Annotated in this window: 11 protein-coding genes; 2 read left to right on the plus strand and 9 right to left on the minus strand. The window is 64.7% G+C overall.

Annotated elements, in window-relative coordinates; translation table 11 throughout:
* Positions 1 to 52: 52 nt before the first annotated feature.
* Complete coding sequence (locus AC1TXO_RS24350; protein ID WP_486404090.1) at positions 53 to 658, plus strand: BUD32 family EKC/KEOPS complex subunit; 606 nt, start codon at positions 53 to 55, stop codon at positions 656 to 658.
* A 3-nt stretch (positions 659 to 661) separates the two neighbouring features.
* Here the strand turns inward: AC1TXO_RS24350 and AC1TXO_RS24355 are convergent, their stop codons facing one another.
* The 9 genes from AC1TXO_RS24355 to putP form a co-directional block, all read right to left on the minus strand.
* Positions 662 to 1753: a glycosyltransferase gene (locus AC1TXO_RS24355; RefSeq protein WP_486404091.1), complete on the minus strand. Its 1092-nt coding sequence runs from the start codon at positions 1751 to 1753 to the stop codon at positions 662 to 664.
* 48 nt (positions 1754 to 1801) lie between these two features.
* Positions 1802 to 2575, minus strand: coding sequence for a glycosyltransferase family 2 protein (locus tag AC1TXO_RS24360; protein WP_486404092.1), 774 nt, complete (start codon positions 2573 to 2575; stop codon positions 1802 to 1804).
* A 58-nt stretch (positions 2576 to 2633) separates the two neighbouring features.
* On the minus strand, positions 2634 to 3590 hold the full coding sequence (locus AC1TXO_RS24365) for a glycosyltransferase family protein (protein ID WP_486404093.1): 957 nt from the start codon (positions 3588 to 3590) through the stop codon (positions 2634 to 2636).
* Positions 3591 to 3635: 45 nt separating this feature from the next.
* Entirely contained in the window at positions 3636 to 5039 is a 1404-nt protein-coding gene (locus AC1TXO_RS24370) for a PIG-L deacetylase family protein (protein WP_486404094.1), read from the minus strand.
* Positions 5036 to 5932: an antimicrobial resistance protein Mig-14 gene (locus AC1TXO_RS24375; RefSeq protein WP_486404095.1), complete on the minus strand. Its 897-nt coding sequence runs from the start codon at positions 5930 to 5932 to the stop codon at positions 5036 to 5038. Before AC1TXO_RS24375 ends, AC1TXO_RS24370 begins: the two co-directional genes overlap by 4 nt.
* Positions 5932 to 7062: a glycosyltransferase gene (locus AC1TXO_RS24380; RefSeq protein ID WP_486404096.1), complete on the minus strand. Its 1131-nt coding sequence runs from the start codon at positions 7060 to 7062 to the stop codon at positions 5932 to 5934. The genes AC1TXO_RS24375 and AC1TXO_RS24380 overlap by 1 nt, the downstream gene beginning before the upstream one ends.
* Positions 7046 to 8803: a carbamoyltransferase family protein gene (locus tag AC1TXO_RS24385; RefSeq protein ID WP_486404097.1), complete on the minus strand. Its 1758-nt coding sequence runs from the start codon at positions 8801 to 8803 to the stop codon at positions 7046 to 7048. Before AC1TXO_RS24385 ends, AC1TXO_RS24380 begins: the two co-directional genes overlap by 17 nt.
* A gap of 191 nt (positions 8804 to 8994) precedes the next feature.
* Positions 8995 to 9831 (minus strand): 23S rRNA (adenine(2030)-N(6))-methyltransferase RlmJ, encoded by an 837-nt coding sequence (locus tag AC1TXO_RS24390; RefSeq protein WP_486404098.1) that lies wholly within the window; start codon positions 9829 to 9831, stop codon positions 8995 to 8997.
* Between the two features lie 152 nt (positions 9832 to 9983).
* Positions 9984 to 11462: a sodium/proline symporter PutP gene (gene putP, locus AC1TXO_RS24395; RefSeq protein ID WP_486404099.1), complete on the minus strand. Its 1479-nt coding sequence runs from the start codon at positions 11460 to 11462 to the stop codon at positions 9984 to 9986.
* 356 nt (positions 11463 to 11818) lie between these two features.
* Between putP and putA the strand changes: the two genes are divergently transcribed.
* The gene (putA, locus tag AC1TXO_RS24400; protein WP_486404100.1) at positions 11819 to 15769 is read left to right on the plus strand and encodes a trifunctional transcriptional regulator/proline dehydrogenase/L-glutamate gamma-semialdehyde dehydrogenase; all 3951 of its coding nucleotides are present in this window, start codon (positions 11819 to 11821) and stop codon (positions 15767 to 15769) included.
* The last annotated feature ends 124 nt before the right edge of the window (positions 15770 to 15893 follow it).

A 15893-nucleotide genomic window follows, 5' to 3' on the forward strand; every position in this document is an offset into this window, starting at 1 on the left:
ATTTTCGGCATTATTGCCAGTCATTTTGCTGCACAAGACAAGGCACCCAACCATGCAATGTTCCCGACTTCCCCAGGCCGACTTCGACCAGCTGACTCGTGGCGCCAGGATTCTGGAAGCCGACAGTCACGGCGCCAAAGTCTACCTGCTCGAGAATGGGAATATCCTCAAGGTTTTTCGTCGCAAGCGTCTGATTTCATCTGCGCTGCTGCGTCCCTACTCCCAGCGCTTCATCGACAACGCCGCGCGCCTCACTCAGTTGGGAGTCCCCACCCTGGAAGTGATCAGCCACCACAAGCTGGACCTGCCAGGACGCACGGCGGTGCTGTACCGCCCGCTGCCCGGTGACACCCTGCTGCAGCGCTCACGCCTGCCAGGTTTCAGCTGGAACGACTATCTGCCAGCACTGATCGAACTGATCCGACACCTGCATCGTTCCGGGATCTACTTTCGCTCGCTGCACCTGGGCAACGTCGTGGTCACCCCCGAACAGCAACTGGGCCTGATCGATGTCGCCGACATGCGTTTCCTGCGCCCGCCGCTGTCTGCCCGCATGATCCGGCGTAACGTGCAGCACCTGGCCAGCTACATCGAGCGGGAGCGGCTCGGCGAGCACTTCCCGCTCGCCGAGCTGAAGTCGGCGCTGCTGGGGCGCTGAGCCTCAACCCTTGAGCAGCGCTCGTGAGCCCTGGCTGAATGCCTGCCAGGCCTGCTCCGGGGCCAGTGCCTGGCGTTGCACCGCGGCTGTTTCCCGGACATCAAGCGAGCTGCACGCTTCGATGCCCTGCACCCAGGCGGCTTCATCACCCACGGGCAGATAGCGTCCGGCCTGCCTCAATTGCTCGCGGAACACCGGCAGGTCGCTGCACAGCACTGGCACGTCGGCCAGAACCGCCTCCTGCAGCACCAACCCCAACCCCTCCGAACGCGACGGAACCAGCAACCAGTCGAACGCCCGATAGAGCTGTGACAGGTCCTGGCGGTAACCACAAAGTTGCACGCCGCCCCCCAGGCCAAGCGCTTCAATTCGGGCTTGCAGGCGCTCGCGCAGTTCACCATCGCCGAGAATGACCAGGCGAGCATCAGGCTGCTGGCTGCGTACCCGGGCAAACGCCTCGATCAGCATCTCGAAGCCCTTGCTCTCGACCAGACGCCCGACAGCACCGAACACCTGCCCGGGCTGCTCGGCCAACGCCAGTGAGCGCCTGGCCTGCTCGCGGTCGAGCAGTGCGGCAGAGAAAGCCTGTGGGTCCAGCGCGATGCGCAGCGACCGCACCGGGCGATCAAGCGCCTGCTCCAGCGCCTGGGCAAGCGTGTGGGACACCGCCGCGATGCTCAGGCGCTGCGCACCGAGCGAGCGCAACAGGCGGATATCATTGCCGCGCAAGCGTGTGGAACCATGAAACAGTACCGTCACGCGAATGCCGGGAAAGCGGCGCATCAGCGGCAACACCAGGCGCGCGACGCCCATGCCGTCCAGCAGCAACACGTCGGGAGGGCCCTGCTCCAGCGCCCTGCGCACCCGCCTGCGCAACCAGGGCATGAGCAGGCGCCAGAAACTCCGACCCTTCAACGTACGCGCCGGCATGTGCCATTCGCGTATCGAGCCCATGCCGGAACACATGCCCTCGCCCAGCAACAACCAGTTGCTGACCACGGCGTCCTTTGAAACATGCTCCAGCATCTGTCGATGCACTTTGTGGACTGACATGTACGGGGCACCGCCCGACCACATCACGTTGACAACATTCATCGGTGTAGCTCCCTCGTACCCGCCAGTCCAACCGCCGGGTCAAACGACTCAATGAGCAAGAAAGCCGATTACCGTACCGACCAATGCACCTACGATGAGCATAGCTGCCAGCTTGACCCGGTCACGCTGGCGACGCTTGGCCTTGCGCCGGACTTCCTCGGGCAAGGTCACATGACTACCGAAACCGGTATGCAGGACGGCATCGCCCTCGAGCGTGACCGCGCCCAGGCCCAGCTCGGCATACCGCCGGGACAGGGCTTTTTCGCCGGAGTAACCGGCGAAGGGCGCGCAGGTCCGGTAATCGCTCAGCCGACGCAATCCTGGATTGAGGGAGAAGGCCTGCCAATCGACCTTTTCCGAAAGCAGCGGGTAGCACGGCACATCCGCAATGACCTGGCGATCGCCAAGGTGGATGTACGGGCTGTGAACCGCCAGGTCGTGGGCATGGCTGCGCAGCCAGACCTGCAGGATCTGCGGGCTGGCCTCGAGGATCAGTCGCGAGTCCTCGACAAAGTGCTGGCGGTAGAAGCTCCAGTCATCCTCACAATGGAAGATGTATGGCGTCCTGACCTGGCTGTAGGCCAGGTCGATCGAAGCCAGTTGCCCCAGTTTCGGCCGGTTGACGAACACCTTGCAGTGCGCCTTCCAGTGCTCGGGCACGGCCGCATGAACAGCGTCGTCCCCCGAGTCTTCGGTGATGAAGACCTCACGGATCGGCGCGGTATTGTAGCGATCGAAGCTTTCCAGCGTCGTCTTGAGCAGGTCGAAACGCCCGCAGCTGGTGACTACCAGCGTGATGTCACTGTTTTCCGAGAAGCGCACTGGGCTCCCTCCGCCTTGCGGCCATTTCCGATCCGTCCGACGGACAGGTTGATGTGGTTCAAAGCCCCAGCTTCAGGCGCAGACGCTGCCACGCAGTCAGCGGCGGTCGGGGCCTGAGGGGGGGGGTCATGTGGTCGACGATGCTACGCCCGACCTGGGCAAAACTGAAGCCCGAGACCGCCAGCTCACGGCCATTGCTGGCGATGCGGGCAGCGAGGGCCGGATCGGCGCGCAGCACACGCAGCTTCTCCTGCAACACCGGGATGCTGCTGTACAGCACCACGTTGTGCATGTCCTCGAGACCCAGTGCACGGTTCTCCGCCTCGCCCTGGTCGAAGGCCAGCAGGACACAGCCGCAGGCCATGGCCTCGAAGTTCTTGATCATGTACTCGCCCATGCCGACGTCGGCACTGACGAAGAAACGGATGCGGTTGAGCGTGTTGCAGTAGTCCTCACCGGACTTGGTGCGGGTGACCACCAGGTTTTCCACCTGGGCCAGCTCATCGAGCAGCGCCTTGCGGCCGCTGTAGGCAACGCTCTTGGTGCTGCCGACGAAGGCCAGTTCGATGTCGCGGTCACGCCCCTGGTCGGTGAGCAATCGTTCGTCGTAGCCCTTGGGCACGAACACCGCATCGAAGCCTTCCTGGCGCAGGCGTTCGCTGACCATGTAGCCGGAACTGATCACCCGCGCCCAGGGCAGCTTGCGGTAATGCTTGCTGAACAGCCCCGTGTACTTGCAGGGAATGTAGTTCTGGTAGGCGTCGTGCTCGAGAATCACCAGGTTGGGGATCGTGCGAATGAAGTCGACCTGGCGAATCTCCTGCTTGAAACGCAGGAAAAAGACGATTCGGTCATAGCGCTCGACCTCCACTTCCCGCTTGAAGTAGCGGCGCAGGTTGCGCTGCTCGTCGCTGGACAGCCAGCGCAAGTCGCACTCGCAGTTGGCCGCGACGCCGTCGTACAGGCGATCGAGGATGGCCCGTTGTTCCTTCTGCACCAGAAATAGGACTTTCATTGCATTCCTTGGGGGCATGAGCCATCGCGGTCGGTCATCGGTCGCTCACAGCTCTCGGCGCCAGAACAGTTCATGTCGACGCACCGCCTTGCGGAAGAATTCGTTCTCTCCATAAGGCGAAGGACGACGTCCAGCCAGCCAGCGCTGCAACAGGCGACGCAGGCGACGCTTGAACGGCGCGGGCGGTTGCAGGTCGTGCATCATGCCCAGGGCCATGGCCTTGTCACGCTGGGTCGGCACGTCCAGCACCAGGCTGCAGGGTGCCCAGGGCTGCCCGGCCTCGATCTGCGGCGGCAGGGCGACGCCATCGCCGCTGTCGCCCATGGGCCAGCGGTCGTTGTCGTGCAGGTGGTTGGCGTAGCACAGCAGGGTCTGCGGCTGCCAGCTCAGGCCCTGCAGGGCCTCGAGCACGGCCGCCTGGGCACAGAGGTGGTCGGGGTGCGGGTCGAGTTGCGGGTGCGGCATGACCAGGATTTCGGGCCTCGCCATCTCCAGCAGCGCGCGCAGGTCGGCCAGCAGGTTGTTCCAGGTGGGTGCGCCGTCGGCATCGCCCGGCAACGCGAACGGATTGAAGCGACGAAATGGCCGGATATCGACCATGTCCGCCTCTCGCGAGGCTGCGGGCTGGTCTGGCGCAGCCTGCATGGCCGGCAACTGCAGACAGAAATAACCCAGTTGCACACAACGCGCTTCGGGCACCCCGGCCCAGCGCGGCACGGCAATGCTGTCCCAGGCGCGCAGACGCCCCTTGAGCTGTGCGGCCTCGGCCTTGGCCAGGCCCATCTGCTGGTAGTGCTCGGCCTCGATCTCGCCCGCGGTCAGGGTGACCACCCAGGCCTCGTCAGCCTGGCTGTAGAGCCCATACGCCGCCAGCTCTGCATCGTCAGCATGGGGTGCAATCACCATCACCCGACGCTGGCGCAACGCTACAGCCGGTGTTATCCACAGGCTCGGCTCGCCCAGCAACCGACAGTGGCGCCCCGACAGGCGCAGTCGCCCCTCGCGCAGGGGTGCGGCAAGACCGGTCAGGTTGAGAAAACGCACGCCATCGACGCCGCGCTCGAAGGTCTGGCTGTCACGCTGGGCGCCCGCGACCAACTCGACCCGAGGATCGAGAAAGCGACCAAGCCACGCGGACTTCACACGAACCTCGAGGATCAGCGTGTCATCATCGCTGAACGATGCTTCGCTCTTCAGCACACCGCCTTGAATGCCGGCACCCTCGACACGACTGTGCTCGCCGAAATCGAAGGCATAGTCCTCGCCGGGCGCATAGAAGAGATGGTCGGCGAACCAGGCCTCGTGCGCGGCCCACAGCAGTGGCAGCAGCAACAGTGGCAGCCACCACCAGCTCAGCGCCCCCAGCACGACCAGCAGCAACAGCCCGCCCAACAGTCCGAGGCGCTTGTTGCGCCGGTGGCGCTTGAGCAATTGCTGCTTGCGACTCATGCCTGATACACCGGGACCGGGTTGCACCAACGGTCCTTGTATTCACGGTCGGCCCGACCGAACGAAAAGCGCAGCGCCTTGCCACGGGCGTTGGCGTCTTCCCAGGCGGCCTGGGTATTGAGGAAGCTCAGCACGCTGCCGGGGCTGAACGCCTTGGTTTCAGGGTCGACGCCACCGTTGACGTACTCGACGCTGATCCATTCGGGCGACTCGACGCGGTAGATCAGCTGGATGGCGATCGGCTTGCCGTCGAGAAACAGCACCGAGCCGATCAGCAGCTCACGCAGGCGCTCGACCACGTCGGCCATGCGCGCCGCGCCGGTCGCCGGGAAGCCCCAGCGGCGCTGGAACAGGTCGCAGTACATCGCAGCGATTTCGGCGGCGCTGAAGTCGCTGATGGGGCGCACCACACCACCGGCTTCCTCCAGCAGGCGCAGTTCGCGCCGCTGGTTGTAGCGGAATTTCTTCGACAGGTCTTCGTGCGGGCGCGCCATGGCCAGTTGCTCGGCCTGGGGTTTCAAGCCCTCGAAACGCCCGTGATTGAGCTCAGACAGGTAGCGTCCGAGGTGACGCAAGGGCGCACCGGCATCAACGGCTGCTGGCAGGATGAGCTCGGCATTGCCCAGGTCGAACAGCCCCTTCTTGCCATGGCGCTTGAGCACATCCTTGGACAACGCCAGGTGGCGCCCCCAGGTGGGGACTGCCGCCGCGAGCTCACCGTCCCGGCGCCAGCCCAGGTAGCGCACCGAAATCTGTGCCAGCTCGGCCAGTTGCCCGACCACCAACGGATGGGTGGCGACACTGCCGCCAAAACGCTGCCAGGCGGCGGCGTACTCGCTCGCATCGATAGCGGCCCAGCCGCGTTCGCGCCAGGCTTGCAGATGATTGAGCATCAGGCCCGAGCCTCCAGTGCGCGCACCTGCGGCAACCGCCAGAACGCCTGGCGCACGGCGACGTCGGAAAATCGCTCGCGCAGGCGCTGCAGCATCAGTTGCGCGCATTCGCGACGCTGATCGTCACTCAGCACGGCCATGTGCTTGAGCCCCTGCGCCAGCTGCCCGGCATCACCCAGCGGGAACAGCACGCCTACCCCTTCTACCACTTCGCGCGCACCACCACAGGCCGTGGCCAGCAGCGGCACACCGGCGACCATCGCCTCCAGCAGGACCATGCCAAAGGGCTCGTGGTCAGAGCTCAGGGCGAATACATCGAACGCCTGGAAATAGCGACGGGCATCCGGCACCTGGCCAAGAAAGTCCACGCGCTCGGCAATCCCCAGCTCGCGGGCCAGGGTCTTGAGCGAGTCTTCCAGCCGGCCCTTGCCCAGCACCGCCAGACGCGCGTCGGCCGGCAGCCCCGGCAGGGCCTCGGCAAAACCACGCAGCAAGGTCGCCTGGTCCTTGTCCGGGTGCAGGCGACCGACGTTACCGACAATCCACGCCCGGGCATCGAGCCCCAAGGCCTGCCGCGCCTCGTCACGCGGCACGAGGCTGGCCTGCAGCGCCGCTACGTCGATACGGTTGTACAAGGTCTGGATACGTTCGGCCGGCCACTGCGCCAGGCAACGGCGCATGTCGTCACGCACCGCATCGGACACACCCAGCAGGCTCAGGCGCTTGCGCAACAGGTTGGCAAACAGGCGCCGCCCCTTGCGCTGGTAGTCGCCGAAGGCATGGTGCACGCCGATCACCGGCAAGCCGGTGCCCAGCAGTGCGACATAGATCGGCTTGAAGCGGTGGGCGATGCAGAAGCTGAAACGGCGCTCGGCGGCAATCTTGCGCAGGGCACGGATCGCGCCCAGCTTCAGGCCGCGCACGGCCTTGGAGCTGAACTCGAGAAACAGCACTTCGTCGGATGCGCAGCCAGCGGCCACCTGCGGATCGGCCTTGCCGGTAAGGAAGACCGTGGTGACCTTGTAGCCACGCCCTTCGAACAGGCTGGCGTACTGACGGGCGCAGTCGAGGAACGGCCCGTCGTAGCCATGGCAGAACTGCAGGACCCGCAGGTCAGAGCGGCTGGTCATACGCGGCCGCGCCGTCCTTGACCACCAGGATGTCTTCCATGATCAGGTATTGCAGGTCCGAGCCGTAGAACATGTTCAGCGCGTCGGTCGGCGAGCAGATCATCGGCTCGCCGCGACGGTTGAGCGAGGTGTTCAGCGACACGCCGTTACCGGTCAGCTCTTCGAGCGCCTTCATCATGTCGTAGTAGCGCGGGTTGTACTCGCGCTTGAGCACCTGGGCACGCGAGGTGCCGTCCTCGTGCACCACTTCCGGCACACGGGTCTTCCACTCTTCAGCCACTTCGAAGGTGAAGGTCATGAACGGCGCCGGATGGTCGATCTTGATCATCTGCGGCGCGACGGTGTCGAGCATCGACGGGCAGAAAGGTCTCCAGCGCTCGCGGAACTTGATCTGCTCGTTGATGCGGTCGGCAACGTTCGGCACGCTCGGGCAGCCGATGATCGAACGACCACCCAGTGCACGCGGGCCGAACTCCATGCGCCCCTGGAACCAGGCGACCGGATTGCCGTCGACCATGATCCTGGCGATACGCTGCGGCATGTCGCTGAGCTTGCGCCATTTCGGTGCGTTCGGATGACGGGCACAGGCGGCGATCACGTCTTCGTTGGAGTACGCAGGGCCGAGGTAGACGTGCTCCATCTTCTCGACCGGCACGCCACGGGCGTGAGACACATAGGCCGCCGCACCGACCGCAGTACCGGCGTCGCCGGAGGCCGGCTGGACGAACAGTTCCTTGAGGTCGGGGCGGGCGATGATCTTCTGGTTCAGCTTGACGTTCAGCGCACAACCGCCGGCGAAGGCCAGCTTGCCGGTCTCTTTGAGGATGTCGCCCAGGTAATGGTCGATCATCTGCAGGGCGAGCTTCTCGAACAGCGCCTGCATGCTGGCGGCGTAGTGAATGTAGGGCTCGTCGGCGATGTCGCCTTCACGCTTGGGGCCCAGCCACTCGATCAGCTTGGGCGAGAAGTAGAAACCCTTGCCCTTCTCTTTATAGCGGCGCAGGCCGATGACGTTGGCATACTCGGTGTTGATCACCAGCTCGCCGTTCTCGAAGCTGGCCAGGCGCGAGAAGTCATACTTGCTGGCATCGCCGTACGGCGCCATGCCCATGACCTTGAACTCGCCGTCGAGCATCTCGAAGCCCAGGAACTCGGTGATCGCGCCGTACAGGCCACCCAGCGAATCCGGGTCGAAGAACTCCTTGATCTTGTGGATCTTGCCGTTTTCACCGTAGCCGAAGAAGGTGGTGGCGTACTCGCCCTTGCCGTCGATACCGAGGATCGCGGTCTTTTCCTTGAAGCCCGAGCAGTGGTAGGCACTGGAGGCGTGCGCCAGGTGGTGCTCGACCGGTTCGATCTTGACCTTTTTCGGGTCGAAGCCCAGTTGCTCCAGGCACCAGACGATCTTCTTGCGGTAGCGCTTGTAGCGGCGGTTGCCCATCAGGATCGCGTCGAGGGCGCGGTCCGGGGCGTACCAGTAGCGCTTGGCGTAATGCCAGCGGGCCTTGCCGAACAGGCTGATGGGGGCGAATGGAATGGCCACCACGTCAACGTCGGACGGTTTGATACCGGCCTGCTCCAGGCAGAACTTCGCCGATTCGTAGGGCATGCGGTTCTTCGCATGCTTGTCACGCACGAAGCGCTCTTCTTCGGCGGCGGCAACCAGCTTGCCGTCGATGTACAGGGCCGCGGAAGGGTCATGGCTAAGGGCGCCGGACAGGCCAAGAATCGTCAATGCCAAGGGACTAGCCTCTTCATTCGGTAGAGATGCGCCAACGGCCTCGTGGGCGGATGGCGGCTAAAGGGCGGGATTATAACGCAAAGATCAGGGCCACACCGCCCCTTGTAGGAGCGGGTTCACTCGCGAAGCAGGCTACGCGATGGATAGCACCGGCGTTGCCGGTGTTCGCGGGTAAACCCGCTCCCACAGGTTTATTCAGCGATCAGCCAGTCCATGCGGAAGCTGCCCGCCGTCTGTGCAAGCTCCCTGGCCAGCCACGGCAGCAGTTCCTTGAGTTCTTCTTCAAGGCCCCATGGCGGATTGGCGATGGCCAGGCCCGAGCCGTTCAGGCCTTGCGGGCTGTCCCGGTGATGCACATACAGCTCGACGCGCAGCAGCTTGGGTGCGCCGGTGCTGGTCAGGTCCTGGTAGAAGCGGGTCAGCGAGCGCTGGTCCTTGATCGGATACCAGATGGTCGCGACGGTCTGGCGCATGCGACCGATCGCCTCCTTCATCGCCACGCAGCAGCGCTTGAGCTCATCGGCCTGCTCGAACGGCGGATCGATCAACATGATCGCGCGCTTCTCCTGCACCGGCAGCAAGGCCCGGGCGATGTGCCAGCCCTCGCCCAGGTGCACGGTGACGCGCGGGTCCTTCTTCATGTTGTCCTTGAGCAGCGCGCCGTCTTCGGGGTGCTTCTCGTTGAGCAGTGCGCGATCCTGCTGGCGCATCAGGCGCCGCGCCAACTCCGGCGAACCGGGGTAGTAGCGCAGTTCGCCATCAGCGTTCAGGCGCTTGATGATGCGCAGGTAGTCGGCGGCGACTGCCGGCAGGTCTTCGCGCCCCCACAGGCGCGCGACACCCTCCAGATACTCACCCGTGCGCGTTGCCTGGTCGCCCTGCAGATCGTAGAGGCCAAGGCCTGCGTGGGTATCGATATAGGCGAACGGCTGTTCCTTGCGCGACATCAGGGCGATGAGGCGGGTCAGCACGATGTGCTTGAGGACGTCGGCGTGATTGCCGGCGTGGAAGGCGTGACGATAGTTCATGGCGACTCCTGCAGGGGCGGCAAGTTTACCTTGCCTTGCAGGCGGAGTCAGGCCTGGCCGTCGATCGGCGCCAGCGCTGTTTGCGGGCAAGCCGCAGCGGCGAACCGCTGCTGCGACTTGACCGCGAAGCAGCCAAAACCCGATCGCAGGTGTTACTTGTCGGCGTGGTACGCCGCATCAGCCGTTTCGAAGCGCGAAACCATGCTGCCGGTCGGGCGCCCCAGCTTGCTCACCACGACGATGGCGATGGTCGCGAAGAGGAAGCCCGGAATGATTTCGTACAGGCCCAGGCCGACGTAGTTCTTCCAGACGATCACGGTCAGCGCACCGACCACGATGCCCGCCAGGGCGCCGTTGCGGGTCATGCCCTTCCACAGCACCGACAACAGCACGACCGGCCCGAATGCGGCGCCGAAGCCCGCCCAGGCATAGGCCACCAGGCCCAGCACGCGGTTGTCGGGATTCGCCGCCAGGGCGATGGCGATCAGCGCCACGGCCAGCACCATCAGGCGACCGACCCACACCAGCTCGGTCTGCGAAGCGCCCTTGCGCAGGAAGGCCTTGTAGAAGTCTTCGGTCAGCGCGCTGGAGCACACCAGCAGCTGGCAGCTCAGAGTGCTCATGACCGCCGCCAGGATGGCCGACAGCAGCACACCGGCAATCCACGGATTGAACAGGATCTTCGCCAGCTCGATGAACACACGCTCGTGGTTCTCGGTGACAGGGCCAGCCAGGTCAGGGTTGGCCGAGAAGTAGGCGATACCGAAGAAGCCCACGGCGCAGGTGCCGGCCAGGCACAGGATCATCCAGGTCATGGAGATGCGACGAGCCTTGGCGATCGACTTCACCGAATCCGCCGCCATGAAGCGCGCCAGGATGTGCGGCTGGCCGAAGTAGCCCAGGCCCCAGCCCATCAGCGAGATGATGCCGATGAAGGTGGCACCGCGGAACATGTCGAAGTTCGCCGGATTCTGCGCCTCGATGGCCAGCATGGTGGTGTCGAACCCGCCGGTGGAGATCAGCACGATGATCGGGGTGAGGATCAGCGCGAAGATCATCAGCGAGGCCTGCACGGTGTCGGTCCAGCTCACGGCCAGGAAGCCGCCGATGAAAGTGTAGGCGATGGTCGCGGCAGCGCCGGCCCACAGCGCTGTCTCGTAGGACATGCCGAAGGTGCTTTCGAACAGGCGAGCACCGGCAACGATGCCCGAGGCGCAGTAGATGGTGAAGAACACCAGGATGACGATGGCCGAGATCACCCGCAGCAGGCCACTGGTGTCTTCGAAACGGCTGGCGAAGTAGTCCGGCAGTGTCAGTGCATCACCGTTGTGCTCGGTCTGCACCCGCAGCCGGCCGGCGACGAACAGCCAGTTGAGGTAGGCACCGACGGTCAGGCCGATGGCGATCCAGGCCTCCGAAAGGCCCGACATGTAGATGGCGCCCGGCAGGCCCATCAGCAGCCAGCCACTCATGTCCGAGGCGCCGGCCGACAGTGCGGTGACCACGCTGCCGAGGCTGCGACCGCCAAGGATGTAGTCGGAAAGGTTCTTGGTGGAGCGGTAGGCCGCGAAGCCGATCAGCACCATTACCGCGATGTAGATCACAAAGGTGACCGTGATTGGATTGCCCATGGTTGTGCCCTGGCGTTGTTTTTATCTCTTGCAGCCGAACTTCGTGAGACGGTTGCACCCAGGCGGCGAATCCTATGCAACAACATGAAGCAGGTGCAACCATTTTTCATTTGCAAGTTGCACCTGGAAATGCATTTTCGCTAAAAACCGCTTTTTTGCTCCCATTGGAAGCAAAAACGACGCTTTTAATAAGTAAAAAGCCCAAGATCGACGGTTTGCGCTGCGCCGCGAGAAACCTCGGACGAGTTGCACCTTTTTCATCGAAAATTCGGGTTGCACCCGGTTGCACCCGAAAACGCCCGGCGCTAATCTTGCCGCCAGCTTAGCCACGCCCGTGGCAATAACGAGGATAAGAAATGGCGACGACCACCCTTGGGGTCAAACTCGACGACCCGACCCGTGAGCGACTCAAAGCGGCAGCGCAGTCCATCGACCGCACGCCGCACTGGTTGATCAAGCAGGCGATCTTCAATTACCTGGAGAAGCTCGAGGGTGGTGCAACCCTGAACGACATCAACGGCCAGGCGGCCAGCCTGGGCGACGATGCCGGGGAAGTCCCCGCCGACCACGCCCATCAGTGCTTCCTCGAGTTTGCCGAGAGCATCCTCCCGCAGTCGGTACTGCGCGCGGCAATCACTGCTGCCTACCGTCGACCCGAGCCGGAAGTGGTGCCGATGCTGCTGGAGCAGGCGCGCCTCTCGGCGCCGCTGGCCGAAGCGACCAACAAGATGGCCGCCGGGCTGGCCGAGAAGCTGCGCAACCAGAAGAGCGCCAGCGGCCGCGCCGGTATCGTCCAGGGTCTGTTGCAGGAGTTTTCGCTGTCGTCCCAGGAAGGCGTGGCGCTGATGTGCCTGGCCGAGGCCCTGCTGCGCATCCCCGACAAAGGCACCCGTGACGCGCTGATCCGCGACAAGATCAGCACCGGCAACTGGCAGCCGCACCTGGGCAACAGCCCGTCGCTGTTCGTCAACGCCGCGACCTGGGGCCTGCTGCTGACCGGCAAGCTGGTGTCCACCCACAACGAATCCGGCCTGACTTCCTCGCTCACCCGCATCATCGGCAAGAGCGGCGAGCCGATGATCCGCAAGGGCGTCGATATGGCCATGCGCCTGATGGGCGAGCAGTTCGTCACCGGCGAGACCATTGCCGAAGCCCTGGCCAACGCCAGCCGCTTCGAATCCAAAGGCTTCCGCTACAGCTACGACATGCTCGGCGAAGCCGCGCTGACCGAGCACGACGCACAGAAATACCTGGCCTCCTACGAGCAGGCGATCCACTCGATCGGCAAGGCTTCGCACGGGCGCGGCATCTACGAAGGCCCGGGCATCTCGATCAAGCTCTCGGCGCTGCACCCACGCTACAGCCGCGCGCAGTACGAGCGGGTGATGGAGGAGCTGTACCCGCGCCTGCTGTCGCTGACCCTGCTGGCCAAGCAGTACGACATCGGCCTGAACATCGACGCCGAGGAAGCCGACCGCCTGGAGCTGTCGCTCGACCTGCTCGAGCGTCTGTGCTTCGAGCCGTCGCTGGCGGGCTGGAACGGTATCGGTTTCGTCATCCAGGCCTACCAGAAGCGCTGCCCGTACGTGATCGACGCTGTCATCGACCTGGCCAAGCGCAGCCGTCATCGCCTGATGATCCGCCTGGTCAAGGGCGCCTACTGGGACAGCGAGATCAAGCGTGCCCAGGTCGAGGGCCTGGAGGGCTACCCGGTCTATACGCGCAAGGTCTACACCGACGTATCCTACATTGCCTGCGCCCGCAAGCTGCTGTCGGTGCCGGAAGCCATCTACCCGCAGTTCGCCACGCACAACGCCCACACCCTGTCGGCCATCTATCACATTGCCGGTCAGAACTATTACCCGGGCCAGTATGAGTTCCAGTGCCTGCACGGCATGGGCGAGCCGCTGTACGAGCAGGTCGTCGGCAAGATCGCCGAGGGCAAGCTGAACCGCCCTTGCCGCGTCTACGCGCCGGTCGGCACCCACGAGACCCTGCTGGCCTACCTGGTGCGTCGCCTGCTGGAAAACGGCGCCAACACCTCGTTCGTCAACCGTATCGCCGACCACTCGATCTCCATTCAGGAGCTGGTTGCGGACCCGGTCGCCAGCATCGAGCGCATGGCCACCCAGGAGGGCAGCGTCGGCCTGCCGCATCCACGCATTCCGCTGCCACGCGATCTCTATGGCAGCGAGCGGGCCAACTCGGCCGGCATCGACATGGCCAACGAACACCGCCTGGCATCGCTGTCGTGCGCCATGCTGGCCACCGCGCACAACGACTGGAAAGCTTCGCCGCTGCTGGCTTGTGCCACCAGCGAAGAAGCCGCCGCGGCGGTGCTCAACCCGGCCGATCACCGCGATGTGGTGGGCCATGTGCAGGAGGCCACGGTCGCCGACGTCGACAACGCCATCCAGTGCGCGCTCAACGCCGCACCGATCTGGCAGGCCACCCCGCCCGCCGAGCGTGCCGCGATTCTCGAGCGCACCGCCGACCTGATGGAGGCCGAGATCCAGCCATTGATGGGCCTGCTCATCCGCGAGGCCGGCAAGACCTTCGCCAACGCCATCGCCGAGGTCCGCGAGGCCGTGGACTTCCTGCGCTACTACGCGGTGCAGGCACGCAACGATTTCAGCAACGACGCCTGCCGCCCGCTCGGCCCGGTGGTGTGCATCAGCCCGTGGAACTTCCCGCTGGCGATCTTCACCGGCCAGGTGGCCGCCGCCTTGGCCGCCGGCAACCCGGTGCTGGCCAAGCCCGCCGAACAGACCCCGCTGGTCGCCGCCCAGGCCGTGCGCCTGCTGCTCGAAGCCGGCATCCCTGAAGGTGTGCTGCAACTGCTACCGGGGCGCGGCGAAACCGTCGGCGCCGGCCTGGTCGGTGACGAACGGGTCAAGGGCGTGATGTTCACCGGCTCCACCGAAGTGGCGCGCCTGCTGCAACGCAACGTCGCCGGGCGCCTCGACGCCCAGGGTCGTCCGATCCCGCTGATCGCCGAAACCGGCGGCCAGAACGCGATGATCGTCGACTCCTCGGCGCTGACCGAACAAGTGGTGATCGACGTGGTGTCGTCGGCCTTCGACAGCGCCGGCCAGCGCTGCTCGGCCCTGCGTGTGCTGTGCCTGCAGGAAGATTCCGCCGACCGTGTGATCGAGATGCTCAAGGGCGCCATGGCGCAGAACCGCATGGGCAACCCGGAGCGCCTGTCGGTGGACATCGGCCCGGTGATCGACGCCGAGGCCAAGGCCGGCATCGAGAAGCACATCCAGGCCATGCGCGAGAAAGGCCGCAGCGTCTACCAGGTGGCCATTGCCGAATCCGAGGAGTGCAAGCGCGGCACCTTCGTCATGCCGACGCTGATCGAGCTGGAGAGCTTCGACGAGCTCAAGCGCGAGATCTTCGGCCCGGTGCTGCACGTGGTGCGCTACAACCGCAAGCAGCTCGATCAGCTGATCGCTCAGATCAATGCCTCCGGCTACGGCCTGACCCTGGGCGTACACACCCGCATCGACGAGACCATCGCCAAGGTGGTGGACAACGTCAACGCCGGCAACATGTACGTCAACCGCAACATCGTCGGTGCCGTGGTCGGCGTGCAGCCGTTCGGCGGTGAAGGCCTGTCCGGCACCGGCCCGAAAGCCGGCGGCCCGCTGTACCTGTACCGCCTGCTGTCGACCCGCCCGGCCGATGCCATCGCCCGCCACTTCCAGCGTGTCGACGCTGAAGGCAAGGCCGACACCACCCTGCGCGATCAGTTGCTCAAGCCACTGCACGTACTCAAGGCCTGGGCTTCGGGCAATCAGCCCGAGCTGGTGGAACTGTGCGAGCAGTTCGCCGAACAGTCGCAAAGTGGTATCACCCGTGTCCTGCCTGGCCCGACCGGCGAACGCAACACCTACACCGTGCTGCCTCGCGAACATGTGCTGTGCCTGGCCGACAACGAGGCTGATCTGCTCGCGCAGTTCGCCGCGGTGCTGGCAGCGGGCAGCTCGGCGGTGTGGGCCGACGGCGAGCCGGCCAAGGGCCTGCGCGGCCGCCTGCCGAAAGACCTGCAAGGCAAGATCAGGCTGGTGGCCGACTGGACCAAGGATGACGTCGCGTTCGACGCGGTGATCCACCACGGCGACTCCGACCAGTTGCGTGCGGTGTGCCAGCAGGTCGCCAAGCGTGCCGGTGCCATCGTGGGTGTGCATGGGTTGTCCAGTGGCGATCGGCAGATCGCGCTGGAGCGGCTGGTGATCGAGCGTGCGGTGAGCGTGAACACTGCTGCTGCGGGGGGTAACGCCAGCCTGATGACCATCGGCTGACAGTAAGCCCGCCATCGCGGGGCAAGTCACAACGGCGAACCGCCGCTGCGACTTGCCCCGCGATGCTTTTCCAGCACTATCACCCACACCTATTAACCTGTCGCATCCTCCCCCATCCCACCTA

The sequence above is a fragment of the Pseudomonas sp. FA117 genome (assembly GCF_057370475.1).

Bases quoted from the DNA above. Each gene is read 5' to 3' on its own strand.
- AC1TXO_RS24350 (WP_486404090.1), top strand. From the start codon at position 53: ATGCAATGTTCCCGACTTCCCCAGGCCGACTTCGACCAGCTGACTCGT.
- AC1TXO_RS24355 (WP_486404091.1), bottom strand. From the start codon at position 1,753: ATGAATGTTGTCAACGTGATGTGGTCGGGCGGTGCCCCGTACATGTCA.
- AC1TXO_RS24365 (WP_486404093.1), bottom strand. From the start codon at position 3,590: ATGAAAGTCCTATTTCTGGTGCAGAAGGAACAACGGGCCATCCTCGAT.
- AC1TXO_RS24370 (WP_486404094.1), bottom strand. From the start codon at position 5,039: ATGAGTCGCAAGCAGCAATTGCTCAAGCGCCACCGGCGCAACAAGCGC.
- AC1TXO_RS24375 (WP_486404095.1), bottom strand. From the start codon at position 5,932: ATGCTCAATCATCTGCAAGCCTGGCGCGAACGCGGCTGGGCCGCTATC.
- AC1TXO_RS24380 (WP_486404096.1), bottom strand. From the start codon at position 7,062: ATGACCAGCCGCTCTGACCTGCGGGTCCTGCAGTTCTGCCATGGCTAC.
- AC1TXO_RS24390 (WP_486404098.1), bottom strand. From the start codon at position 9,831: ATGAACTATCGTCACGCCTTCCACGCCGGCAATCACGCCGACGTCCTC.
- putP (WP_486404099.1), bottom strand. From the start codon at position 11,462: ATGGGCAATCCAATCACGGTCACCTTTGTGATCTACATCGCGGTAATG.
- putA (WP_486404100.1), top strand. From the start codon at position 11,819: ATGGCGACGACCACCCTTGGGGTCAAACTCGACGACCCGACCCGTGAG.